We start from the raw sequence: 23,372 nt of genomic DNA, 5'->3' as shown, positions 1-23,372 counted from the left end.
ATCTGTAGCAAGTGTTGTGGAGGAGAGGCTTTTTTGTCTGTCGAGTCTCTCTTCGCAATTCTCGCTTGTTATGAGTCTGTGGTTTTGAATGGGGTCTGCCTTTCTGAGCCCGACCCAAAACTCTTGTTGAAGATCATTTGAAGTATTGAAAACTAAGTGAGTGGTTCTTTACTTGAATGAGGCTTTTTTTGTTCCCCTTGATCGAGCCCTGGGACCAATGCCAGCGAAGCGATTAATCCCAGAGCGATGATAATCAGTGCTGGCAAGATGGATTCCGCCATGCGTTCATCTGCGGCGTATTGGTACAGCCGTACAGAAAGGGTGTCGAAATCAAAGGGTCTTAGAACAAATGTGAGAGGTAGTTCTTTAACCGTGTCGACAAAAACCAAAAGTGCTCCTACCGCTAGGGGACCTTTCAGCAAAGGCAGATGAACGCGTCGAAGCACCTCCTGCCATTGACAGCCAAGTCCAGTAGCGGCTTCATCCAGGCTTGGGGAAAGGCGCTCGAAGGCAGCGTCGAGTCCTCCTTTTGCAACTGCCAAGAAGCGATCGCTATAGCCCCACAGCAGCAGCAGAATCCAGGCGAGGTTCCATGGAGCACCGTTGAATGGCATCAGCGCAATGGCCATTACAGCTCCTGGAATGGCATAACCAATACCTGCCACAAATGAGAGGTTGCCCATCCAGCGAGTTGATGACCAACGCTTGGCGATTGCAAGTATCAGACCTGCTACCACGGCCAGGCTTGCTGCTGCCAGCCCAAGTCCAAGACTGCGTTCTGTCAGTGGGATTAGATCAGGATCTATCCCTTGTTCGAGTTGATCGAGGTTGAGGATGGCCCACAGCAGAGGCACACCCAAAGTGATCGTGGGAGGAATGAGGGCTAGGCACTGAGCGCACAGGGCGCGTACACCGTGCAGCTGCCAGGCTGGAGAATCGCCACCAGCGACACCCTCTGTCCAGCGGCGGCTTCGTCGTCTCAGTCTGCGTTCATATCCCACCAGTGACATCACGATGATCAGCGCGATCATTGCTAGTCCAATGGCACCGGCAGGATTGCCTTCCATTTGCCAGGTCTCAACGATGCCAGCTGACAGGCTTGGGATGGCGAGTAGTGCTACGGCCCCGAGTTCATTGACGACTTCCATGCCCATCAGGGCAATCCCGGCACCAATCGCTGGCAAAGCCATGGGCAGAGCAATGCGTCGAAAACTGTTCCACGGTCCCACCCCAAGACTGCGGCAGGCTTCCAGTTGGCGGCGTCCGCAGATTGAAAAGCTTTCAGTGCTGAGGAGAAAAACGTAGGGATAGGTTGTCAGCGCCATGATCAAAATCCCCCAGCCCATGCCATGAATTCGTATGGCATTGCGACTGCCAAGGTCGATTAGGATGGCAGAGAGTAGGTAGGCGGGTGTCGCGAGGGGCAATAGCTGAGCCACCCGTAGGGCTCGACGTCCTGGGAAGCGGCAGTTTGCTAATAACCAGCCGTTTGCAGTTCCCAGTAGGCCTCCCAATAAGGATGTCCCGATCAGCAGAGTCAAGGTCCCTTGAATCTGTTGTGGGCCATCGACTCCCAGGCTGGCCGATCCATTGATGAATCCCTGCAGTGCTTCACGGATCAGACCAATCAGAGGCCAGAGAGCAAGTACAGCAAGCAGAATGGCCATGCTGTTGAGAAACAGGCGGTCTGGTTGCCAATGGCGTTTGCGCAGGCGGTTCGAGCCGTAGTTTGAGGGGACGGCGTCTTGGGTCATCAGGCGATCAATCTCAACCGTTAGAGGCCATCAGGGAGAAGGTTTTGATGTTGAGCAAGCGAAGTTGGGTGGCATTTGCAGAGTTCTGCAGCGGTGAAGACTTTTTTCTGCATGACCTCAACTGCGTTCAACAGCATTGTGAGTCACGACATTCTTTTTGCTCTGCGATGGCTTTGAAAGCTGGCTTGCAGCTTCTTGTTTTGCTCGAGCTCCCTTCCAGCTTGTTGATTGAGGGGTGGTTTTCTAGCGGCGTCGCTCGCGTACCGGAATAGGCACAAGTGAGGGTTCCATCAGTCCGCCGCCGCTGTTGTCGTCATCGGAATCGGCCAATAACCAAAAGGCCAGCATCACGAGGGCCAGGGCGGTGATGGCGCTCAGCAGTTCAAGCATGGCCCTCTCCGTTGAGGAAACATTTTAGCCAGATAGATCTCAATGAGAAGTATTAGAAGCTTGATTTTGTTCATACTGAAGTATCAATTCAGCACAGCAAACACAACCAGCGAGCGTGCAGTCGTTTTTATTGCCCCAGAATTGAGTGCGCTGTTGATCAAGCTGTTGTTCAGGTTCTCCTCCTGGCGCGGGTTCAGCACATGCCATTGATGCAGCTGTTGAGTAGCAAGCAGTGGGCGAAGTTGTCGATCTGTTTGCCTGTTGGTTGGATTCAGCTGAACCCTTTGCCGGCGTCCTTTGCTACGCAGGCCTGAAGTTGGCGTCGCAGGGTGTCGTGATCGAGTTGGCGTCCAATCAACACCAGTTGGTTCTTGCGCTCAGCGGGCCAGTCGCTGTCATCAATGGAGAAGCGCTTGCCGGCTAAATGAAAGATGTGGCGGCGTTCGCTCTCGTTGAACCAGAGAATCCCTTTGGCACGAAAGACTTCTGCAGGAAGTTGATTGTCTAAGAAATTTTGGAACTTCCGCAGCGCAAAAGGGTCATCGCTGCTGAAGGATAGGGATGTGAAGCCTTCGATTGCTAGGTGATCAGGGTGGTCATCGTGGTGATGACTGTGATCGTCGTGGTGATGACTGTGATCGTGGCTCTCTGCAAGGTCTGCTGGTTGTACGCGATCGGTTTCAAACAGGCCCACGCTTAGCAGTAGCGGTAAGGGCACGTTCCCTTTGATTGATCGAAGGATGCGCGGATTTTGTTTGAGGTCTGCCAACTTGGATTCAACCTCTTTTAATCGCTCTTCAGGGACGAGATCTGTTTTGTTGAGCAGCAGGATGTCGCCATAGATCACCTGGGCTCTGCCGACTTCGCTTTCCAGGAGTTGGTCGTTAAAGTTTTCCGCGTCGATCAAGGTAATGATCGAATCCAAGCGGGTTTGATCTCGCAGTTCACTGCCAAGAAAGGTCATGGCAACGGGTAGCGGATCTGCCAGGCCTGTGGTTTCTACAACGAGGTAATCGATTGGGTCTGGACGTTCGAGAATCCGATCAACCGCTTCAAGCAGCTCCCCATTAATCGAGCAGCAGATGCAGCCATTGCTGAGTTCGACCATGTCATCGCCGGTGGTCACGATCAGCTCGTTGTCGATTCCAATTTCACCGAATTCATTCACCAATACGGCGGTTTTGATTCCGTTCTGATTGCTGAGGATGTGATTGAGCAGGGTGGTTTTGCCGGCGCCTAGGAAGCCAGTGAGGATTGTTACCGGTACGCACCGGTCTTGCTCGAGCGCTTCGCCATGATCAGGTTGAGTGGTTGCTTCGGATGCGATTGCGTCGTTCATGGGCTTGCCGTCAGGGGAACGGGAGGGTGCCGGAACCACAGCCGTTCTTTGATTCCATGCTGGCAGCAGTTTCGCCTGAGTGAGTTTTGATCAGCCAGGCTCAAGCAAATTGATTGCTTCGGCGAGCTTCAAATCACGATCGCTCAATCCGTTGACGTCATGGGTCGTCAACTCGATCGTCACAGTGGCATAGACGTTGCTCCATTCCGGGTGATGGTTCATGGCTTCAGCTAGCAGTGCCACACGGGTCATAAAACCGAAGGCTTCCACAAAGTTGCGAAAGCGCCATTGCCTTTGCAGCCGTTGATCCGCCAGGGTCCACCCCGGCAGCTTTTCAGCTACGGAAGAGAGCTGTTCAGCAGTAAGCAGGGTTGCCGTCATGAGGTTGTGTTGTGAGCTTTGGAGTCATTCTTGTCTGTGATGGTTACTGTGTTGTGTTGCTCGAATGATGCAATGGTTGAAGGGTGATTTGATGTTGTCCCCTAGGAGTGATTGCGGCAGTTGAGAATCCAATGCTGTTGTCCGAGTTGGTCGAATACTGTTCAACAATTTTTTTGAACCAGCCGCAGTATTGAGCGCTGTGGTGCGTTGTCGATAGGTTGTCTTGTCAGAGCATCGATCAACGATGCATATTGGGCAGCGCATTTGTGCTGATCATGTTTGTTCTGGTGGCATCGATTGCTCCTGATCTGGTGATTCAGCTAGATCGTGGAGACGATCAACGAGCAGATCTACGTCGGTCTCAGCACCACCATCTTCAGCCCAGGCATCAGGGTTGTGGCGTTGCTGCACCAATTGGTTGATTTTGGAACCATTGCGGCGTGCGAATAAGTTGGCTGTGCTGCTTGGTGCTGCTTCTTTGTGGCCAGCAGTTGGCTTGACTGGCTTGGACTTCGAGAGATCAGGAATGGCGAGATTGAGGGCACCTCGTAGTAGATGCTCGATGGCTTGTTTTTGATCCATGCCGTGCATCGCGGCATAACGATCAAGTTGCTTTAACAATTCATCAGGCAGATCATTCATGGCTGTTCATTTCGCCAATCGCGTGGATCGCCACCCGCCTGTGGCTTCCATGCCGGCGATGTTCCCAGAGATAAATCGCCTGCCAGATGCCTAGTAGCAGCCTGCCTTGATCAATGCTGAGGCTAAGAGTGCTGCAGGTGAGAGCTGTGCGGATATGCGCGGGCATATCGTCTGGCCCTTCATCGTCATGGAGATAGGAACGCCGCGCGCCTAGGTCGTTGATCGGCCGGAAGCCCTCTTCTGGCACGAGAGCCTTGAGATAAGCCGAGAGATCTGTGAGCACTCGTGGGTCTGCGTTTTCGTTGATGGTGAGGCTGCAGCTGGTGTGCAATGCCGTGAGGTGGAGAACGCCACGCTTAATTCTCGAGGAGGCAATCCAATGATTGAGTTGGGCAGTGAGGTCTGTGAAGCCTTCTCCTGTCGTGACGATCTCCAGCTGGTGTAACGCTTGCTGAAGAGACATCGCTGTTGGGGGGAGTGACTGGCTGCCTAAGTTTGGTCTACACAGTTGACCTAGCAGCAATGGGGCGTGCTGTTTCGCTGAAAGGGTCTGCTGGCGATCATTGCTTTGCTTGCTGCGATTGCGAGTGGCTCTGCCTCTCTCCATGCGCAGCGGGTCTGAAGCAGCTGAAAAATATCTACCCGATGGCTTGTCTCGAAACCTTGTGCTGGCAAAGACAACACTCGCCACTGGATGACCTATGCCTTGATGGCCAGCAATGGTGAGGAATTCCCTTGTGGTTGGATGACGTTGACTGATGACTGATGCCGCAAGGAATGCACCTGGAACAGGAGATGACCGTCAATGTTGAACCTGAGCTCACCCTCTTGTTTGACGGGGCTTGTCCTTTTTGTTGCCGTGAAGTGAGCTTTTTACGCGCTCATGATCGTCACGGCCGCTTGAATTTTGTTGATATTGATTCCTCTGACTATGAGCCTGAGGCCTTTGCTGGCATCAGTTATCGGCAGGCGATGGGGCGCATGCATGCGTTGCGTCGCAATGGTGAAGTCGTGCGAGATGTCGCGGTCTTTCGCGAGGCTTATCAATTGGTGGATTGGGGATGGCTCTATGCACCCACGGCCTGGCCTGGTGTTGCTCGAGTTGTGGATGGGGTCTACAAGATCTGGGCTCGATTACGCCTGCGGCTCACTGGCCGCGAATCCCTCGATCAGCTATGCCGCTGCCGCATGAAGCGGCTTTAGTTTTTTACTTCTCTTCTGTCTCTCTTTTAAGGGGTAAGGGGGAGTCAATCCCAACGAAAGTTTGGCCTTAGGGCACTCGTCTGTTTAAGGTTGATGCAGTCATGGATCCAGCCCTTGCTTGCGCTGGCTTGGCAACGACTTGGTGAATATCTGCACGAGACCCAGCTTTTGGGTTCGATTCAAAGCACCCTCTATTGGGATCAGAACACCAGGATGCCTTCTGCTGGGGCTGCTTGGCGCGGTGAGCAACTCAGTCTTCTGGCCAAGCAATTGCATGCACGTCAAAGCAGTTCGCAATTTGAGGGGCTGTTGGTGGAGGTTCGCGCTGAATTTGAGCAAGCTCGTTTGGCGGGGGAGTTGGAGCCAAGCCAGGTTGTTGAGCGAGCTCGCAACCTGGAGCTGCTTGAGCAAGACCTCAGGCGACAGCAGCGCCTAGATCCTGCTTTGGTGGGAGCGCTCGCGACTGCGAAGGCAAAGGGATATGCGCGATGGCAGCAAGCCAAATCAACGGCTGATTTTTCCTGCTTCGCGCCGGCTTTGCAGCATCTGATCAGTTTGCGCCAGGAACAGGCGCAGCAGCTGGCAGAACAACGCAGCTGCTGGGAAAGTTTGGCCCAACCTTTTGAGCCGGATCTGACCTTGGCGCGTTTAAAGGAGCTGTTTGCTCCATTACGTCAACGACTGCCTGATTTAGTTGAGGAGGCACGCGCTTGGACTCGTTCTCGTGCGGTGTCATTGGGATGGGATTTGCATGACACCACTCAGCAGGATCTTTGTGAGCGCCTGCTTCAGGGATGGGGTCGGGATCTGAGCATCACTTGCGTGGCGCGATCACCGCATCCGTTTTCAACAACCCTTGGACCTCAGGATTTTCGACTCACGACAAGAGTGGTGCCTGGGCAGCCTTTGTCTTGTTTTTTGGCCACCGCCCATGAATGGGGACACTCCCTTTATGAACAGGGTCTACCTGCTCAAAGTCATCAATGGTTTGCCTGGCCGTTGGGCCAGGCCACGTCGATGGCGGTGCATGAGAGTCAGTCTCTGTTTTGGGAGAACAGAATTGCTCGCAGTAAGGCTTTTTGCGAATGCTGGTGGCCTCATTTTGCCTCTGTAGGCGCGCCACTCAGCTCTGCTGATGAGCTTTGGCTGGCGATGAATCCATTAACACCAGGATTGAATCGCGTGGAAGCCGATGAACTCAGTTATGGCTTGCATATTTTAATTCGAACAGATCTTGAAATTGCGCTGCTAGAAGAAGGCTTACCGGTGGAGGATTTGCCTGATCAATGGAACCAGCGCTATAGCAATTTGCTTGGTGTGATTCCCGACAATGATGGCGAGGGCTGTCTGCAAGATGTGCATTGGAGTGAAGGTTTATTTGGTTATTTCCCTTCTTATCTGATGGGGCATCTGATTAGTGCGCAGCTATCAGAAGCGATGCAGCAGGCGATTGGACCACTTGAGGAACATGTTTCTCATGCTAATGAGCATCAGCTGTTGGCTTGGTTGCGAGAGCATGTTCACCCGATTGGCCGGATGATGAATGCTGAGCAATTGGTGGAGCACGTAACCGGAAAACCTTTATCGAGCAAGCCTTTCCTTGATTACTTAGAAGACAAGCTCGAGCGTTTACGAGAGCTTTGATTGAGAAGGATGCGAAAACGCATGGCTCGAGCAAAACGCTTTATTTTCTTTCTTCTGGGATTTCTCCAGGGCCCGTTATGCTTGATACAGCAGAGCGTCGCAAATGAAAGGTGTTAACGGCATATTGGCTGCCATTGGCGTCATGCTTTTGGTGTTTATTGTTATCACCATGGGGATAATTCCTGGAGCTAATGTTGTCACTAAGCAAGTTGCTGAAAGTCAGCTTGATGCTAGGGGCGTAGCTAGTGATCAATTGAAGAATAATCAAGTGGCAATTAATCCAACAGCCACTAATCCAACAGCCACTAATCCAGCAGCCACTAATCCTCTAGCCATTCAGCGAGTGCAAGCTAATTCAGTGACCAGTCAGCAAGTGCCGAATGATCAAGTATCAACAGATGAGACCGCTGTTGAACAGCCGGGCTCTAAATGTGCACCTGGCTGGGTAGAGACAGGCGATGGCATTTTATGTGTGCCTGGATTGTTTAAGATGCTTGATGTTGCTGATACGGGCGGTCCGGGCGAGAAGAATTGTTGGGCTGGAGGGATGGTGCTTAATTGCCGCGACTAAAGAATCTTATGCGACTCTATGCATTGTAGTCGCATAAGTTGGTTGGATCTATTTAGGGTTAAACTCCTAGAGCACCTATTTATTGGTATGATTACATTGATTAATTCACAGCGTCTGCACTTAAATAGCAATAGATAGTTTTGAGGTTTGGAAAACTAGTTTGGTCAAAGCTGGTGACAACTGGCTGTGCTTTTGAGGGTTGGCTAAGGCATCGATAAAGAAGACAATGTTCTCACCAACAGCAATGGGAAGAAATGCCCCTATGACGGCTTGATCGGGTGTGCCTGCTCCTTGCAGTGTTCCTTGGAAACCCCAGTTGAACCACACAGCGTCTTTAAGCTTGATCTCCATCACGCCTAGATCTTCTGCACTGCAGTCGTCTTGAGTAGCAACAGGCTGGATGGGAGTGTTGGCTAGTGCAAGAGCCGTCGCACCAGTCAGCGATAACGCGAGGCGAAGCGAACGCAGCACTGGGATTGAGCTGTTCAATGCTGTCAACAGCATGATGGGAAGATGTGGCTTTTGCTACCTGCCCAAATCTGTTTCGCCAAAACGAAAAGCAGGATCGGTGTCTCGGTTGCGCAGCTTTAGTTGGTGGGTAATGAGCGCATGAGGTGCTGGTCTTGTATCAATAGGGCAGTAGATCTTGTCCAATGCAGAGCAAGCCATTCACTCAAAAAGAAGACACGCCGTTGTGGCTTCAAGTGTTCATCGTCAGTAGATGGCCCTTCGCGCTGGTGATCTCGATTGGTGTGCTTTCGGCAACAGCGCTGCAGTTGCTCAGCCGGCCTATTCCAATTCGCATCGTTGGTGGATTGCAAGTGGATCAGATTGCTTTGCCCACCGTTGACATCAACGCCGAACAGCCACTCTCTGTGAACGGTGATGTGGCTGTTAAGAATGGCGTGACGATTAACTCCAATAAAGCTCTACCGATCCTCGGCCAAGTGTTGGTAGAAGAGATTAAAGGAAGCGTGAGTGTTGATGAAATTCGAACACCGGTGGATGTGGTGAATTCATCTCCGCTACAAGTGCAAGGTAGAGTTAATATTGATGGCAAGGTGAATGTGGAAGGGAGTGTGGGTGCTTCTGTTAAGCCCAAAATCTTTTGATTTATCTCATGGAATGCAAGAAGGTGATTGGCTAGAGGCTTCTCTTTTAACGAGAAGTTCTTGATTGATGTTTAGATGGTCAATTATTAATCTTTTTATTTGTTCTTTTAATCAAGCCAACTGCTATGCCAGCTGTTGGCTTAATTTCCCTCTTGAAGCTTTGGATAGTGTTAAGCATCGTTTATTGAATCAATCGCTTTGGATTCTTTGCGGCGATGAGCTTGATCGCGGCGCCCCCGTAGGATGCGCCGCTGGCGACTTCGCTACTTATGGCCAACATCGATCAGGCTCCAAGCCGCAGCACTCCCAACCTCTTGCATGTGTTGCCTGCCTTTGCCGATGAATCGGAATTGCGGCTCAACACGATCGTGGAGCTCAACTCCAACACGATCAATAAATATGAGCTGATCACGGAAACAGGCCACCTCAAGCTTGATCGTGTCGGCTATTCCTCCCTGGCCTATCCCTTTGCCTACGGTTGCATTCCTCGTACATGGGACGAAGACGGTGATCCACTCGACATCGAAATCGTCAGTGTCACAGAGCCGCTGGTGCCCGGCTCGATTGTTGAGGCAAGGATCATTGGCATCATGACCTTTGATGATGGTGGTGAAGTCGACGACAAAGTGATCGCTGTGCTGGCTGATGACAAGCGCATGGACCACATCACCAGCTTTGAACAGCTCGGAGAGCAATGGCTGAAGGAGACCCAGTACTACTGGGAGCACTACAAGGACCTTAAAAAGCCTGGTACCTGCAGGGTGAACGGCTTCTTAGGGGTGCAAAAGGCTGTCGAGATTATCAAGGCCTGCGAAGCCCGTTATCTCGCTGAGATCGATCCAAAACTGGTTGATTGATCCTTGCGGCAATGGTCGTTGGCAGCGAATGAACATGGCCTGAACGGTTTTGTTGCTCGCTGTTTATCTTGAGACTGATCAGTCTTTGCTGGCCATGTCAAGCCTGTTCCGTCGTCCGTTTTCGCTGTTGCCTGTTTCATTGATCCTGGCGGGAGCTGTTGCTTTACCAGGCATGGTTCAAGCATCTGTTGAGACCTCAGCGGAAAACACTGAAGCATCTGTATCGCCTGAAGTCTCAGCGGAAAAATCTGAATCGTCTGCATCGCCTGAGAGCCCAGCCGATAACTCTGAAGTGTCTGCATCGCCTGAGATCAGTACGAAAGTTGTCTTGCTGCTTGGTCGTCGTGAAATCAGTGTGATCCGCGATGGCGAGAAGCTTGGCCCCTGGCCGGTTGCTATTGGTGATCCTCGTACGCCTACTCCTACAGGTGTCTTCAAGGTGGAGAACAAAGTGATCAATCCGCAATATCAGAGCACCAAATCTGGGCGAGTGAATCCTGCGATTGGGGTTGCTAGTCCCCTTGGCGATCGCTGGATTGGCTTTTTGCAAAGTGGTCAGAACCAATTCGGCATTCATGGCACCCCATGGCCCTACTGGGTCAATGCAAAAGCTGCAGTCACCAATGGCTGTGTGCGCATGCTTCATGCGCATGTACGTCAGTTGTTTGACGTCGTCGAGGTGGGAACAACTGTGGAAATCCTGCGCTGATCCTTGTCAGCGCAGCCAACAGACTGACGAGTGCTTGATTGATCTCGCTAGCTGGCTCAATAGAGATTGAGAGTAGTCAGGCTTCTGGCCTGACAGCAGCGAAGATCTCCGCAAGGATCTCTCCAGCGCCTTGAGATTTCAGCGTTTCAGCGAGTTCCTTGCCGATGGCTTCACAGCGATCAATTGGGCCGCGCTGCTGATCACGTATCAAGCGTTTGCCATCCAAGCTGGCAACCATGCCTGTGAGCAGTAATTCGTTGGCTTCGATGCGGCTATTGACACCGATGGGGACCTGGCAGCCCCCTTCTAGTTCTCTTAGTAAGGCCCGCTCAGCAAGGCAGCGCTGCGCTGTTGGTTTGTGTTCCAGTGCCTTGATGGCCTCGAGGACTTCGGGGTGACCCTCCACGCATTCAATGCCTAGGGCTCCCTGGCCAACGGCATGAAGGGAGATCTCGCTGGGAATCAACTGATGAATGCGATCTCCAAAGCCAAGCCTTGTCAGACCTGCTGCTGCAAGGATCAGGCAGTCATAGTTGCCGGCATCCAGTTTTTCAAGGCGGGTGATCACATTGCCGCGCACATCCTTAAACACCAGATGGGGGTAGTGATGCCGTAATTGGGCGAGACGCCGTAGCGAGCTTGTGCCAACGATTGCCCCTTCAGGCAGGGTGTCGAGTTGATGCTCGGCATTCTTTTGATTCACTACCAGAGCGTCGGCTGGGTCTTCTCGCTCAGTCACGCACCCAAGCATGAGCCCTTCGGGAAGATTGGTGGGTAGATCTTTGAGGGAATGAACAGCTATATCAGCACGCCCTACCAGCATCTGAGCTTCAAGCTCTTTCGTGAACAGGCCTTTGTCGCCGATCTTGGCAAGGGCGACATCGAGAATTTTGTCTCCCTGGGTTGCCATCGCTTCTACCGAGATGGAAAGGCCAGGGTGTGCTTGCTCCAGTTCCGCTTGCACCCAATTGGTTTGCACCATGGCCAGCTGGCTTCGGCGTGAGGCGATGCGCAGTTGGGTGAGGACCATGTGTTCAGAACTCCAGCCCTCCAGATTAAGCAGTCGACCCCACGATCTTCGCGATGGGCTGCTAATCCGTTAATGCTCTGAGGGAAGGGAGGTTTTTCGGTTGTCTGTTTAATCAATAGGTCTTGTTCATTTCCTTTCCCAAGACCAGCAAGAGATGCAAGAGCTCCCTTTTGGGAAGCAAATATCACTTCCCAACTATTGAAAAAGGGATCAGGGATATATTTAACTTGTCTCCAGATTGCATGCTAAAAAATAAAATTTTTCCTAATGAGTGGCTTGATTGTATTGAATGCGGAGGCGCTAGCTTGATGGCAAGGTTTTGGCTTTTGTCAGAAGGATGGAGGTATTTTATATCTAATATGAATGGTCCTAGTAGTTAAAGTATTTGGAGTGCCTTTGATCAGATTGAGAGTTGCTTTTTGGCAGCCTTGGCATAAATAGCTTTTCTGCTTTATTGATATTAGGAATTAAAGATATCAGTGGCTGACAGGTCTTGATCGCCTGCACTGAAAAAGGAGGCTTAAGCCCCCTTTTTGGATTGACTTTTACATTGATTACTTGATGTATTCCTTTAAAACACCATTGCGATTCGGGTGGCGAAGTTTGCGTAGGGCTTTGGCTTCAATCTGACGGATGCGCTCTCGTGTGACCTCAAAGATCTGTCCAATTTCCTCGAGGGTTTTCATGCGGCCATCGTCAAGGCCATAGCGCAGACGCAGAACATCACGTTCGCGGGGGCTGAGGGTTGCGAGAACACCTTCTAGATCTTCTCGCAAGAGATTTTTGGCAACATCTTGTTCTGGATTCTCAGTATCAGATTCGATGAAATCACCAAGTCTGGAGTCTTCCTCTTTGCCAATCGGTGTCTCGAGGGAGATGGGTAGTTGAGCACTTTTTGCGATAAATCGAAGTTTTTCGATTGTCATCTCCATGCTTTCGGCAATTTCCTCTTCTGTTGGTTTACGGCCAAACTCCTGGCTCAGCACTTTGGTTGTTTTTTTGATGCGTGAGATTGTTTCGTAGAGGTGAACAGGAAGACGGATTGTTCGGCTCTGATCCGCAATTGCTCGGGTGATGGCTTGACGGATCCACCAGGTGGCATAGGTGGAGAATTTGTACCCTTTCTCGTGGTCGAATTTTTCGGCAGCACGAATTAGTCCAAGGCTGCCTTCTTGGATTAGATCCTGGAAGGACAAGCCTCGATTCATGTATTTTTTGGCGATCGAAACAACCAGCCGCAGGTTGGATTGCACCATCTTTTCCTTGGCTCGGCGCCCCAGCATCAGGCGACGGCGGAATTTGATGTTGGGCATTTCAACAAGGGAAGCCCATTCCTTGTTGTTGGGGTAGTGACCGTGATCACTATTGAACTGCTCTGCCAGTTCCTCTAGATGCAGGAGGTCAGCAATTTTGCGGGCTAGTTCAATCTCCTCGTCCGGACGCAGCAGGCGGATACGGCCGATCTCCTGGAGATAAACCCTGATGGAATCTTCGGTGTAGACGCCTTTAGGACCGATCTTGATATTGGCTAGAGCTCTGGCCTTCGCGTCTGCTTCGCTGGTTGCTTTAGCAGCAGCTTGGCTGCTTTCAGTTTCAGCGCTTGCCTTAGGGGCGCTTGTCGCTGCTGTAGCGAGAAGTTGGTCAGCAGTTAAATCAAGGTTTTTGCTGACAGTAGGGGGAGGGGTGGCTTTTGCTTTTTTTGCTTTGGGGCTGGACGCTTTTGCAGCAGAGCTAACCGGCTTGGCAGCAGTCTTTGCCTTAGCTGCTGTTGCCTTGACTTTCTTGGCTTTGGTTTTAGCCGTGCCTTTGGCCACTTGGGGTTTGGCAGTCTTTGCAGAGGCTTTTGGCTGGGCCTTTGCAGCTGCTGCTTGGGTGGCTGCAGGACTCATGGCAGGGGAGGGAATGAAAGAGGAAAGTGGGAATGAGGGAGCAGAACCCATGCTTATGCAAAACCATGCAAAAGTGGCCACTGCAGCACCGACGGCTCAAAGCATCAGATCAGAACCTCGTAAACAAGTGATTATCTGAGCTAGAAGTAGCCTGACGATCCTGTTATCCAGGTTGAGACTTGGGATGCTCTGATTTGGAGCGAAAGGAACAGGGAATGTTTTTGTGGACCAAAGCAGGGCTGTCAGGGGCTTTCTCAGACCGACCGAACTTTTATAGAGGGTTCCCTATAGAGGCTCGAATTTCGTGTCTTCCCACTGGACGGAACTCTGCTTGGTTCCGACGACAGCCTTTGGACTGTCCAACATTGACATTCTAAAAAAAACTTGTGACGCCTGCAAGTGCTGATCCGGCTGAACTGCCCCACTGCCCTTCCGAACGCTGCGCAGAGGTGGACGTCTGGGTGGAGGCAGGCCGTGAAGGGCGGTGTTTCACCTATGTGGACAGCAGACGGTTAGGGGTGGATTTAGGGGATCTCGTCGTCGTTCGCTTGCGGGGACGAAGGATGCACGGCCTCGTGATGGATCGGCGGATCTCGTCTCCTGTTGATCGTGGCCAGGACTCTGGGAGTGAAGCACCGCCGCGTCACTTAGAGGCCATCGAGGCTCTTGTGCAGTCTGCGGCGGTAGATCCTCTCTGGTTTGGCTGGATTGAAGCGATGGCTGTTCATTGCCATATCAGTTCATTTCGCATGCTTAAAGCAGCTTTGCCGCCTGGTTGGCTCGGTCAGCGGCAGTCTCATCAGGCGGAGCCCCGTCGACTCTGGTGGATTCAACTCGAATCTTCTGCGATCAATCCCCAGAATCTTCCTCAGCGTCAGGCTGATTTGCAGGCGGCCTTGGCTGCAGGGGGTGGTGGTGCATGGCAGAGGGATCTTCAGGCTGCTGGCTTCGGGTCTGGTCTTGTCAATGGCCTCATCAAGCGAGGTCTCATTCGTAGGGAAAAGCGTCAACCTACTGATGCCTCCAACGGGCTTTCCTGCTCAGATGCTTGTGATCAGGATTTGGAGGTGCCTCAGTCTCTGACTGTTGAACAGCAGGAGGTTGTGGAGGCTTTCCAATCCCAGCCTCTTGGCACTGGGATGCTGCTTTGGGGGGTGACAGGCTCGGGCAAGACAGAGGTTTACTTGCAGCTTGCGGCAAGAGAACTGCAAGCCGGTCGTCATTGCTTGATTCTCACGCCGGAGATTGGTTTGATCCCTCAGTTGGTCGATCGTTTCCGTCGCCGTTTCGGAACCAAGGTTCTGGAATATCACAGTGGCTGTTCCGATCGTGAACGGGTGAGCACCTGGAGGCAGGGGCTTACTGCTGCCACTCCATTGGTGGTGGTTGGTACTCGTTCAGCAGTCTTTTTGCCATTGGCACCATTGGGTTTGATCGTGCTTGATGAGGAACACGACAGTTCTTACAAGCAGGAGTCACCCATGCCTTGCTACCACGCCCGTGATATGGCCATGGATAGGGCCAGGCGAACTGGCGCCAGGGTGGTGCTGGGAAGCGCTACGCCTTCGCTTGTCAGCTGGAAGAACCTCGCTCCTCAAGGCCAGCTTGCCTTGGCTCGACTGACCCGTCGCATTTCCGATCAGCCCTTACCGCCTGTGCATGTGGTTGATATGCGACAGGAATTGGCCGATGGCCATCGTCGCTTGATCAGCCGTCCATTGATGGAACGTCTTTCGGCATTGCCTGAGGCCGGTGAACAGGCGGTGGTGTTGGTGCCACGACGCGGCTACAGCAGCTTTTTGAGTTGTCGTAGCTGTGGAGAGGTCGTGCAGTGTCCTAACTGCGACGTGGCGCTTACGGTGCATCGCAGTCGTCAAGGGCACCAGTGGTTGCGTTGCCATTGGTGTGACCATCGTGCTGAGGTTATGTCCAGTTGCCATAAATGTGGATCGAAGGCTTTCAAACCCTTTGGTGCAGGCACGCAGCGCGTGATGGAGCATCTCGTTGAGGAGCTCCAGGGTCTGAGGTTGTTGCGTTTCGATCGTGACAGCACCGCTGGGCGTGATGGGCATCGCCGTTTACTGGAGCAATTTGCAGCAGGGGAGGCAGATGTGCTGGTTGGCACCCAGATGTTGGCCAAGGGTATGGATTTGCCTCGGGTCACTCTTGCGGCGGTGTTGGCTGCAGATGGTTTGCTGCATCGCCCTGATTTACAAGCTGGAGAGCAGAGCTTGCAACTGTTGATGCAATTGGCTGGTCGTGCAGGACGTGGCGAGCGGCCAGGTCATGTGCTTGTTCAGACCTATTGCCCTGATCATCCTGTGATTCACCATTTGGTGGATGGTCGCTATGGCGAGTTTCTGAAAGAAGAGGCCTGTCTTCGTCATGAGGCTGGTTTGGTGCCTTATAGCCGGGCCTGCTTGTTGCGTTTGTCAGGTGATTCAGCTGCCGTGACAGCCACAGCTGCTGCGGTCCTCGCTGAACAGATCAAACCCCTTTGTGAGGCTCAGGGTTGGTGTCTTGTAGGACCAGCGCCAGCTCCGATTGCACGGGTCGCTGGTCGAAGTCGTTGGCAACTGCTATTGCATGGTCCGGAGGAGAGTCGTTTGCCGCTGCCATCAGGATCGACTCTTTGGAATGGATTGCCCCGTGGGGTTTCCTTAGCGGTGGACCCAGATCCAATTCAGCTTTGATTAGGCCATCATCTTCAATGGTTGATGTTGTTGGAGGTCCGTTCGAGGGGCATTTTGAGCACGCCGAAGCCGAGTCTGAGCTGAACGTTTTGCAGGATCAGGCTGGTCTTCAACAGCTCCATGACCCAAGGGTTGCCAACCTCGAGTCGGCTGGAGCGTTTGCGATCAAGGTCTAGCTGCTGAGGGTCGCCTTGCTGTAGAGGCCAACTCAGATCCCCGTAAGGGTTGTTGGTGAGTCTTTGGCTGGTTACTGGGTTCACTCGTTTGGCCTTAAGAGGCTTATCTCGGTGGTATGGCCAAGCCACTGAGCAGCATGGTTAACCCGATGAGAACGAGCAAGACCAAGATTAAGAAGCCCAGATTGGGGGCTTTTGTTGGTCCGGTGGCTGGCGGTGGCGGCGGCGCTGGCCGCAGTGAAGGTCGACGGGCTGAGACAGGGCGTGCAGCCGTTGTGGCTGTCATGTTTAAGTTCGGCAAGCGTATCGACCAGTTGGCAGGCCGTTGCAAGCTTGGTGCTTCCAACACGATCAGTAGCTGTTTCGCGTTTTGGCGAAGTTCGAGGTCTTTGCAGCGGGTGAGAAGACGACAGGTTGCGAGGGCCTTGCGCTCGTCACCTTGCCCCATCCAAGCAGTAACCATCAACATTCTGATCCTGGCCCCCTCCGCATGGGGCAGTGGATGGCTTGCTGCCAAAGGCTCTAATAGAGCAAGGCTTTGGCCATAGTCTCCGCGGGCGAGGGCGGCTTCAGCCTCGGCCAGATTCGCGTGCATCGCTCAGCTGCGACCAACCACCATGGTGCCGATGCCGGCGTCGGTGAACACCTCGAGAAGCAGGGCGTGTGGAACACGTCCATCGATGATATGGGCAGCGCCGACCCCTTGAGCTAAAGCTCTGATGCAGCATTCGGTTTTTGGGGTCATGCCGCCAGCCACCACCCCTTCAGTGATGAGCTGGCGTGCTTCAGAGAGACGCAACTGATGAACAAGGGAACTTGGATCATCCCGATCTAGCAAGATGCCTGGGGTGTCGGTTAGCAGGATTAGTTTCTCTGCTTCAAGAGCGGCGGCGATCTCACCGGCGACCGTGTCTGCATTGATGTTGTGTGAGCAGCCCTCAACAGTGGCGGCCACGCTTGAGATCACTGGTACATAACCCTTTGCGAGAATTGGTTCAAGTACATCGGTGTTGACTCGGGCTACATCTCCGACGAAGCCATGGCTACCGTCGCCCCAGGGTCTGGCTTCAACCAGATTCCCGTCACTGCCACTAAGGCCAACAGCCTTGGCCCCCAGTTGGTTGAGGCCATTAACGATTTGCTTGTTAACGCGTCCAACTAAGACCATTTCCACCACGTCCATGGTGTCTGCATCGGTAACGCGAAGGCCATCGCGGAATTGTGCTGGAATCTCAAGCCTTTCCAGCCATTGATTGATCTCTGGTCCGCCGCCATGAACCACAACGGGCTCTACGCCCACGCTGACGAGTAGGGCAAGGTCGCGAAAAACCGCTTCCTGCAAATTGGCGTGGGCCATGGCGGCTCCGCCGTATTTGATAACAATGCGCCGTCCGCTAAACCGTTGGATGTAAGGGAGGGCTTCGCTAAGCACAGAAACCCTGAGGGAGTCATCCTCTGTAAGCCTTCTCGCGGAGTTGGTTTGGCAGGGCTCAACCAGCGCTGCAGCAGATTTAGCTGACTCCATCTTGACCTGCTAGTTCATCATCCTTGTTGATTGGCAGCAGGATGAGATCCAGGACCCCCGCGCTTGGTGATTTCAGTTCGGCGTGCAGGCCTTTGGCAAAGAAGCGGCCCAATCGTTCCTGGCGTTCCTGCCAGAGATCGAGTGGCACAGCACCCAGATTGAATCTCAACCGTACGCCGTACCCCGCTGCAGTTTCTAGTTCTTCAATCTCTTGGAGCTGAGGGGGGTTGTCTTTATCCCAGAGTTTGAGCGCTTCTAAGGACGTCTCAAGATGGGCTTTCTGTCCATAACGCCAGCGGGTTACATCCCAGACGAGTTTGCCCAGTTCCGGTGCTCCCTTCTCCCTGGCTTGACGCAGAACTGCGGCTGGAGTGACGCGTTTAGCAGGGGGAAGTTCAGAGGATTTTAGTGCTAGTCCTCCTATGAGGATGGGCACTCCATAGAAGATGGTTGGCAGGCTGAGGTTGGCATCGCCATTTGTGTAGGCCACCGCACCAACAACTGCAAGTACACCACCTGCCACGGTGACGAGGCTGCCTGGAGAGAACAGATCATTCATGGCGTTTATTCTGACGCTTTAGCCTCCAGGCTGAGGGTAAGGATCCGTTGCAATGGCTTCAGCTCATCCCTCTGATAGCGACTTATCTGAGTTGATCACTCAGTTGGATGCTGATCGAGCTTGGTTGCTGGAGCAGATTGATCGTGGCCGTTGGGTTGAGTTGCGCCTTGACTTGGCTGCTCTGGAGAGGGAATTGGGCCAGCTGTTGACTCGAGCTGCCGAGGGCCTTGAAGACGAGAACAGCTTCGGGTAATGAATGCGTTCAGAAGGGAATGTCATCGGTGTCTGGCACCAGTGGGGCACTATTCCAGCTGGCAGCTTCTGGTTCTGCAGTTGTTACCGGTTTGGGTGTTGGCGTCTCGGCTATCGGTAGAGGTCGTGAGGTCTGGTTGGTTGTAGTGCTAGTAGGTCGTTCTGGGCTACTAGCAGTTTGACCAGCTTGGCCGGAGAGGGAATGAAGACGCGCGAGCGTGAATTCGGCGCGCTTTTCCTTGGTGCCATCTTGGCGGGGAACTGTGTTCATTCGTAGTCGACCTTCAATCACAAGCCTTTGCCCAACTTGGACGCGGTTTTGTAGATCCTGGGCAAGGTTGCCCCATCCCACCACCTTGAGTTGACCAGGGGCAGTGTCGACACGAAGTGCATCGAAGCGCACCTCCATTTCGGCGATCGGTGTTTGGTTGTCTTGGGTATAACGAATGGTTGGTGCCTGGATCACTTCCACTTCAAGTACGCAGTGGTTCATGTCCTTCCCTTGGAGTGAGAGTCATTTTGATGCAAGCTTGCAGGAATGACCAGCCGCATGTCTGGTTGCTATCTGGGACTGGTGAAGGACCTGTTTTGGTGGCCGCTTTGGTGGCTCAGGGATGGCGAGTCAGTGTCAGTGTCGTCAGTGCTAGCGCCGCAGGGGCCTACGCAGGTCTGTCCTTGGAAGATCTTTGGACGGGCCCCCTCGACGGAGTGGAAGGGATACTCGGGGTGCTTGATCAGGCTCGTCATCGCCATCAAGGTTTTGATTGGGTGGTGGATGTGACCCATCCCTTTGCAGTCAAGATCAGTACGGATCTGCAGCGTGCCTGTCAGGAATTCGCTCAGCCTTTGTTGCGCTTTGAGCGTCCCATGGAGGGTTGTGGAGAAGCATCCCTGATCGCGAGCTCGGCTGATTTGGCAAGGCAAACATTGCAAGGAAGTCGATTGTTGATGGCTCTTGGGGCAAGGCATCTTGGCCAGGCTGTCAGGGCAGCTCGTCAGGCTGGAGCTCAAGTGTTTGCCCGTGTGCTTCCTTCGCCGGAAAGTCTTCGACATGCTTTGGCGAGTGGCTTGCCCGAGCACCATCTGGCTGTTGTGCGTCCGCTGCAGGGGCAATCTCATGGCGAACTGGAGTCAGCCTTGTGCCGGCGCTGGTCGATTACAGCAGTGGTTTGCAGGCAGTCGGGGGGGGTGACGGAGCAGCTCTGGCACAAGATCTGTCGGCAGCAGGGGCTTGGCCTTTGGTTGATCTCCCGGCCACAGCCCTGCGGTGCAGTAGAAGCCATCGGTAGCGTTGAGAGCCTGCTCAATCGGCTCTCAACCGATCGAGTAGCTCCACTGTGCTGACGTTCTTTGCAAAGGTCTTCATGGTTGATCGAGGATTCTCATCGACACTGGTTTTGGTGTTGACCACAGAGGCAAACGCAAACCTGGCCGAGGGATTGGCCAATGAGCTCTTGGCTCGCAGGTTGGCGGCCTGCGTGAGTTTGCAGCAGATTCAATCCCACTACTGTTGGCAGGGGAAGCTGGAACGAGCGCAGGAAGTGCAATTGCTGATCAAGACCAGTCAGCATCAGCTGGATGCACTGCATCAGACGATTAAAGAGTTACACAGCTATGAGACCCCAGAGTGGATTTACTGGTCAGCCACTGCGAGTGATCCTTACGCTGTTTGGGTAGCAGCAGCTGTGGAACCTGTTGAAGGGTGAAACCGCCCTTCAATTAATTCAGATGCTTCGCTACTAATTCCGGAAGCGACACCTGTGAGCGAGGACCGAGTTGAGTGATCACCTGGCCGGCGCAGATGGATCCAATTTGTCCACAGGTTTCCAAAGTGGTTCCCTGGGTGTAACCGTGTAGGAAGCCACCGGCGTAGAGATCACCTGCACCTGTGGTGTCAACCACGTTGCCAAGTTTGTAGGCAGGAATATCCCAGCGTTGATCACCAGCGAGCACGACAGATCCGTGCTCGCTGCGGGTGAGGGCTGCCACCTTGCAGCGGCCTTTCACTTCTTCCAATGCAGCCTCGAAGCTGACACTCTTGTAAAGAGAGGTGATTTCGCTGTCGTTAGCAAACAGCAGATCCACGTGGCTATCAACCAGCTCGAGGAAGCTGTCGCGATGCCGATCAACGCAGAAGCCATCGGAAAGAGATAGGGCTACTTGGCCTCCTGAATCACGACAGACTTGTGCGGCAGCGATGAAGGCTTTTTTGGCTGCCGGACTGTCCCATAGATACCCCTCGAGGTAGAGCACCTTGGCTTGGCGAACCATTGACAGGTCTAAATCTTCAGGGTCCAGCTGTACCGAAGCTCCTAGATAGGTACACATGGTGCGTTGCGCATCAGGGGTGACCAGGATCAGACAGCGAGCCGTAGAAGGACCATCACTTGCTGGTGGAGTCTCGAATCGAGCGCCTACTGAACGGATGTCGTGGCTAAAAATGCTGCCTAGTTGATCATTTTTGACACGACCGATGAAGCCTGCCTTCCCGCCGAGTTGCGCCAGACCTACCAGGGTGTTGGCGGCGGATCCACCTGAAGTCTCTAGACCTGGTCCACTGATGGAGTAAAGCGCTTCTGCTTGGGCTTCATCCACCAAGGCCATATTGCCTTTACTCAGACTGTGCGCATCAAGGAAGGCATCGTCCGCCTGCACCAGCACGTCCACGATGGCATTGCCTATTCCAACCACATCGAGAGGACGATCACTGAACCTGGGGATAACCATGGAGGGATGCATGGGAAACCTCAGAAGTATCGATCCCCGTCCACCATTTGTTTTGAGAAAGTGCTTAGGCGCTTAGGAGAGCCCGTTTGGGACCGTGGATCGGATCTTCTACAACGATTGTTTGATCACGGTTGGCACCTAGGGAGACGATGGCAATCGGCACTTCCATCAGGTCGGCGAGGAAGCGCAGATAGTCCATCGCTGTGGTTGGTAGGTCTTCAAGACGGCGGCAGTCTGCAGTGGAGCATTGCCAGCCTGGCAGGGTCTCGAAGATTGGATGACAGCGGGCAAAGTCTTCTGCGCTGCTAGGGAAGTGTTCAATTCGTTCACCATTGAGTTCGTAGGCCACGCACACTCGGATTTCGTCGAGCTCATCAAGCACATCGAGTTTGGTAATCGCCAGGCAATCCAGGCCATTCACTGCTACTGCGTAACGACCAATGACTCCATCGAACCAGCCGCAGCGTCTGCGGCGGCCTGTGGTGGTGCCGAATTCACCTCCCCGGTCACAGAGCTGTTCATTGATGCTTCCTTCCAGTTCTGTAGGAAAAGGACCTTCTCCTACACGGGTGGTGTAAGCCTTGGCAACACCGATCACTCGATCGATCAGCGTGGGTCCGACTCCAGCTCCGATGCATGCACCGCCTGAGATTGGATTGGAGGAGGTGACATAGGGATAGGTGCCGTGATCAAGGTCTAAAAGGGTCCCTTGAGCTCCTTCAAAAAGAATGTTTTTGCGGCTGCGGGCAGCTTGATGAATGGTTTGAATACAGTCGACAACGTGTGGAGCAAGCCTTTGGCCATAGCCGAGGTATTCCTCGATGACCTGCTCTGAGTCAAGTGGTGCTACTCCATAAATTTGTTCGAGTAGACGATTCTTTTCTTGCAGAGGGCCACGCAGTCGTTCTCGTAGTCGTTGGCTATCTAAAAGATCAAGTACGCGAATGCCGTTGCGTTGGGACTTATCTGCATAGGTGGGACCGATGCCCCGTCCAGTAGTGCCGATACGTTGATCGCCACGTTGTTGCTCCATCGCCTCATCCAAGAGGCGGTGATACGGCATCGTTACGTGGGCAGTCGATGCCAGTTGAAGACCTGAGATATCAATGCTGTTCTCAAGCAGCATGTCTAGCTCCTTGAGCATCACTTTGGGATCGATGACTGTGCCAGAGCCGATGAGGCAGATTGTTTCTGGGTAAAGGATTCCTGAGGGAATGAGGTGCAGTTTGAGCACCTGGTCATCCACAACGATTGTGTGGCCGGCATTGACGCCACCTTGATAGCGGACGACAACATCAGCTGAACGGCTTAGGAGATCGGTGATCTTGCCTTTTCCTTCGTCACCCCACTGCGCACCGATGACGACAACATTGGCCAAGGACACTGCGGCCCGAAGCCGCCGTTATTCACAAACGGGGATCTTCCCAGATATCCCTGCCTTAAGTCAAACAGTGATTACTTAGCAGTTGATTTATCTGCCTCTTAATACAGTTTGTTCTGCCTTGGCAAGTTCTTTAGTGATCCGATTTTGAAGTTCTTCCGGTAGGGGGCGGTTGGCGAAGTTGTTGTAATGACCAGCTAGAGAATTGAGGGCTGTCTGCATGGTGGTGAAGGACTGCAGGTTATTCACCTTGGAGCGAGGCCGATATCGGGCGATGTAGTTGTAGCTCAGGTCACGAGCCTCCTCTTGCGCTGCTGAAAAGCCTTCGTCGTCCGAGGACAGGGCGATTGCGTCTTGCAGGTTGTGAGCCACGTTGACTGTGTCGTCTACATAGTTTCCGGACAATTGGATCTCGGCTGCATTGGCGCTTCCGTTGGCTGTGAGCATCAGGCAAAGGACAAGGCAGATTGCCAATCCTGCCCGCATCAACTGCTTGGCCATGTGATGCAAGGCAGTAGTCATCCGTTTCATTCCATTC

The 23,372-nt window shown here is 53.1% G+C and carries 27 protein-coding genes and 1 pseudogene; 11 read left to right on the top strand and 17 right to left on the bottom strand.

Annotation, left to right across the window (positions count from 1 at the left end; translation table 11 throughout):
- Positions 1-152: 152 nt before the first annotated feature.
- The 6 genes from AKG35_RS06850 to AKG35_RS06830 all read right to left on the bottom strand — a co-directional run bounded on the left by AKG35_RS06850 (position 153) and on the right by AKG35_RS06830 (position 5,113).
- On the bottom strand, positions 153-1,754 hold the full coding sequence (locus AKG35_RS06850) for an ABC transporter permease (RefSeq protein ID WP_011130656.1): 1,602 nt from the start codon (positions 1,752-1,754) through the stop codon (positions 153-155).
- Between the two features lie 243 nt (positions 1,755-1,997).
- Positions 1,998-2,144 carry a hypothetical protein gene (locus AKG35_RS13325; RefSeq protein WP_011130654.1) on the bottom strand — a complete coding sequence of 49 codons (147 nt, stop codon included), beginning with the start codon at positions 2,142-2,144 and terminating at the stop codon, positions 1,998-2,000.
- Positions 2,145-2,415: 271 nt separating this feature from the next.
- Complete coding sequence (locus tag AKG35_RS06845) at positions 2,416-3,483, bottom strand: CobW family GTP-binding protein (RefSeq protein ID WP_011130653.1); 1,068 nt, start codon at positions 3,481-3,483, stop codon at positions 2,416-2,418.
- Positions 3,484-3,573: 90 nt separating this feature from the next.
- Positions 3,574-3,864, bottom strand: coding sequence for a 4a-hydroxytetrahydrobiopterin dehydratase (locus AKG35_RS06840; RefSeq protein WP_011130652.1), 291 nt, complete (start codon positions 3,862-3,864; stop codon positions 3,574-3,576).
- 273 nt (positions 3,865-4,137) lie between these two features.
- Positions 4,138-4,506, bottom strand: coding sequence for a CopG family transcriptional regulator (locus AKG35_RS06835; protein ID WP_011130651.1), 369 nt, complete (start codon positions 4,504-4,506; stop codon positions 4,138-4,140).
- A complete protein-coding gene (locus AKG35_RS06830) occupies positions 4,499-5,113 on the bottom strand; it encodes a secondary thiamine-phosphate synthase enzyme YjbQ (RefSeq protein ID WP_236069562.1) in 615 nt (204 codons plus the stop codon). The genes AKG35_RS06835 and AKG35_RS06830 overlap by 8 nt, the downstream gene beginning before the upstream one ends.
- Before the next feature lie 158 nt (positions 5,114-5,271).
- Here AKG35_RS06830 and AKG35_RS06825 point away from each other — a divergent pair, with 158 nt between their 5' ends.
- The 3 genes from AKG35_RS06825 (at position 5,272) to AKG35_RS13540 (ending at position 7,924) form a co-directional block, all read left to right on the top strand.
- Positions 5,272-5,709 carry a thiol-disulfide oxidoreductase DCC family protein gene (locus AKG35_RS06825; RefSeq protein ID WP_011130649.1) on the top strand — a complete coding sequence of 146 codons (438 nt, stop codon included), beginning with the start codon at positions 5,272-5,274 and terminating at the stop codon, positions 5,707-5,709.
- Positions 5,710-5,802: 93 nt separating this feature from the next.
- Positions 5,803-7,353, top strand: coding sequence for a carboxypeptidase M32 (locus AKG35_RS06820; RefSeq protein WP_011130648.1), 1,551 nt, complete (start codon positions 5,803-5,805; stop codon positions 7,351-7,353).
- A 103-nt stretch (positions 7,354-7,456) separates the two neighbouring features.
- Positions 7,457-7,924 (top strand): hypothetical protein, encoded by a 468-nt coding sequence (locus AKG35_RS13540; RefSeq protein WP_011130647.1) that lies wholly within the window; start codon positions 7,457-7,459, stop codon positions 7,922-7,924.
- 198 nt (positions 7,925-8,122) lie between these two features.
- On the opposite strand, the pseudogene AKG35_RS06810 reads toward AKG35_RS13540, so the two are convergent.
- Positions 8,123-8,395 (bottom strand): annotated as a pseudogene (locus AKG35_RS06810) (carbamoyl-phosphate synthase); the annotation flags it as partial.
- Positions 8,396-8,577: 182 nt separating this feature from the next.
- Between AKG35_RS06810 and AKG35_RS06805 the strand changes: the two are divergent.
- From AKG35_RS06805 to AKG35_RS06795, 3 genes are all read left to right on the top strand, one after another.
- Positions 8,578-9,036, top strand: coding sequence for a hypothetical protein (locus AKG35_RS06805; protein WP_011130645.1), 459 nt, complete (start codon positions 8,578-8,580; stop codon positions 9,034-9,036).
- A gap of 269 nt (positions 9,037-9,305) precedes the next feature.
- Entirely contained in the window at positions 9,306-9,893 is a 588-nt protein-coding gene (locus AKG35_RS06800) for an inorganic diphosphatase (RefSeq protein WP_011130644.1), read from the top strand.
- Positions 9,894-9,987: 94 nt separating this feature from the next.
- Positions 9,988-10,602 (top strand): L,D-transpeptidase, encoded by a 615-nt coding sequence (locus AKG35_RS06795; RefSeq protein ID WP_052646230.1) that lies wholly within the window; start codon positions 9,988-9,990, stop codon positions 10,600-10,602.
- Positions 10,603-10,678: 76 nt separating this feature from the next.
- On the opposite strand, the gene hemC is transcribed toward AKG35_RS06795, so the two are convergent.
- Both hemC and rpoD read right to left on the bottom strand, forming a co-directional pair.
- Positions 10,679-11,632 carry a hydroxymethylbilane synthase gene (gene hemC / locus AKG35_RS06790; RefSeq protein WP_011130642.1) on the bottom strand — a complete coding sequence of 318 codons (954 nt, stop codon included), beginning with the start codon at positions 11,630-11,632 and terminating at the stop codon, positions 10,679-10,681.
- Between the two features lie 554 nt (positions 11,633-12,186).
- Positions 12,187-13,521: an RNA polymerase sigma factor RpoD gene (gene rpoD / locus AKG35_RS06785; RefSeq protein ID WP_041384505.1), complete on the bottom strand. Its 1,335-nt coding sequence runs from the start codon at positions 13,519-13,521 to the stop codon at positions 12,187-12,189.
- Here rpoD and AKG35_RS13220 point away from each other — a divergent pair.
- Both AKG35_RS13220 and priA read left to right on the top strand, forming a co-directional pair.
- Complete coding sequence (locus AKG35_RS13220; RefSeq protein ID WP_162009601.1) at positions 13,433-13,660, top strand: hypothetical protein; 228 nt, start codon at positions 13,433-13,435, stop codon at positions 13,658-13,660. The two genes, rpoD and AKG35_RS13220, sit on opposite strands and share 89 nt — an antisense overlap.
- A gap of 277 nt (positions 13,661-13,937) precedes the next feature.
- Positions 13,938-16,214 carry a replication restart helicase PriA gene (gene priA / locus AKG35_RS06780; protein WP_041385117.1) on the top strand — a complete coding sequence of 759 codons (2,277 nt, stop codon included), beginning with the start codon at positions 13,938-13,940 and terminating at the stop codon, positions 16,212-16,214.
- 14 nt (positions 16,215-16,228) lie between these two features.
- Here the strand turns inward: priA and AKG35_RS06775 are convergent, their stop codons facing one another.
- Genes AKG35_RS06775 through AKG35_RS06760 form a run of 4 tightly spaced genes read right to left on the bottom strand, consistent with a single transcriptional unit; the run spans position 16,229 to position 18,474 of the window.
- Positions 16,229-16,474: a hypothetical protein gene (locus AKG35_RS06775; protein ID WP_236069560.1), complete on the bottom strand. Its 246-nt coding sequence runs from the start codon at positions 16,472-16,474 to the stop codon at positions 16,229-16,231.
- Positions 16,475-16,493: 19 nt separating this feature from the next.
- Positions 16,494-16,985 carry a hypothetical protein gene (locus AKG35_RS06770; RefSeq protein ID WP_011130638.1) on the bottom strand — a complete coding sequence of 164 codons (492 nt, stop codon included), beginning with the start codon at positions 16,983-16,985 and terminating at the stop codon, positions 16,494-16,496.
- Positions 16,986-16,988: 3 nt separating this feature from the next.
- Positions 16,989-17,915 carry an acetylglutamate kinase gene (gene argB / locus AKG35_RS06765; protein ID WP_011130637.1) on the bottom strand — a complete coding sequence of 309 codons (927 nt, stop codon included), beginning with the start codon at positions 17,913-17,915 and terminating at the stop codon, positions 16,989-16,991.
- Positions 17,902-18,474: a DUF2854 domain-containing protein gene (locus AKG35_RS06760; protein WP_011130636.1), complete on the bottom strand. Its 573-nt coding sequence runs from the start codon at positions 18,472-18,474 to the stop codon at positions 17,902-17,904. Before AKG35_RS06760 ends, argB begins: the two co-directional genes overlap by 14 nt.
- 52 nt (positions 18,475-18,526) lie before the next feature.
- On the opposite strand from AKG35_RS06760, the gene AKG35_RS06755 reads away from it, so the two are divergent.
- The gene (locus tag AKG35_RS06755) at positions 18,527-18,727 is read left to right on the top strand and encodes a hypothetical protein (protein WP_011130635.1); all 201 of its coding nucleotides are present in this window, start codon (positions 18,527-18,529) and stop codon (positions 18,725-18,727) included.
- A 9-nt stretch (positions 18,728-18,736) separates the two neighbouring features.
- Here the strand turns inward: AKG35_RS06755 and AKG35_RS06750 are convergent, their stop codons facing one another.
- On the bottom strand, positions 18,737-19,219 hold the full coding sequence (locus AKG35_RS06750; protein WP_011130634.1) for a single-stranded DNA-binding protein: 483 nt from the start codon (positions 19,217-19,219) through the stop codon (positions 18,737-18,739).
- A 29-nt stretch (positions 19,220-19,248) separates the two neighbouring features.
- Here AKG35_RS06750 and AKG35_RS06745 point away from each other — a divergent pair, with 29 nt between their 5' ends.
- Positions 19,249-20,070: a precorrin-6A/cobalt-precorrin-6A reductase gene (locus AKG35_RS06745; protein WP_011130633.1), complete on the top strand. Its 822-nt coding sequence runs from the start codon at positions 19,249-19,251 to the stop codon at positions 20,068-20,070.
- 20 nt (positions 20,071-20,090) lie between these two features.
- Entirely contained in the window at positions 20,091-20,432 is a 342-nt protein-coding gene (gene cutA / locus AKG35_RS06740) for a divalent-cation tolerance protein CutA (RefSeq protein ID WP_011130632.1), read from the top strand.
- 13 nt (positions 20,433-20,445) lie between these two features.
- On the opposite strand, the gene AKG35_RS06735 is transcribed toward cutA, so the two are convergent.
- The 3 genes from AKG35_RS06735 to psb27 all read right to left on the bottom strand — a co-directional run bounded on the left by AKG35_RS06735 (position 20,446) and on the right by psb27 (position 23,365).
- Positions 20,446-21,465 carry an adenosine kinase gene (locus AKG35_RS06735; protein ID WP_011130631.1) on the bottom strand — a complete coding sequence of 340 codons (1,020 nt, stop codon included), beginning with the start codon at positions 21,463-21,465 and terminating at the stop codon, positions 20,446-20,448.
- 52 nt (positions 21,466-21,517) lie between these two features.
- Complete coding sequence (locus tag AKG35_RS06730; protein WP_196757106.1) at positions 21,518-22,837, bottom strand: adenylosuccinate synthase; 1,320 nt, start codon at positions 22,835-22,837, stop codon at positions 21,518-21,520.
- Positions 22,838-22,924: 87 nt separating this feature from the next.
- Positions 22,925-23,365, bottom strand: a complete 441-nt coding sequence (gene psb27 / locus AKG35_RS06725) for a photosystem II protein Psb27 (protein WP_011130629.1) — start codon at positions 23,363-23,365, stop codon at positions 22,925-22,927.
- Positions 23,366-23,372 lie beyond the last annotated feature (7 nt).

The sequence above is a fragment of the Prochlorococcus marinus str. MIT 9313 genome (genome assembly GCF_000011485.1).
Taxonomy (GTDB): Bacteria; Cyanobacteriota; Cyanobacteriia; order PCC-6307; family Cyanobiaceae; genus Prochlorococcus; species Prochlorococcus marinus_D.
Note: the sequence above shows the minus strand (reverse complement) of the source record. Positions and strands in the feature narration are given on the sequence as shown.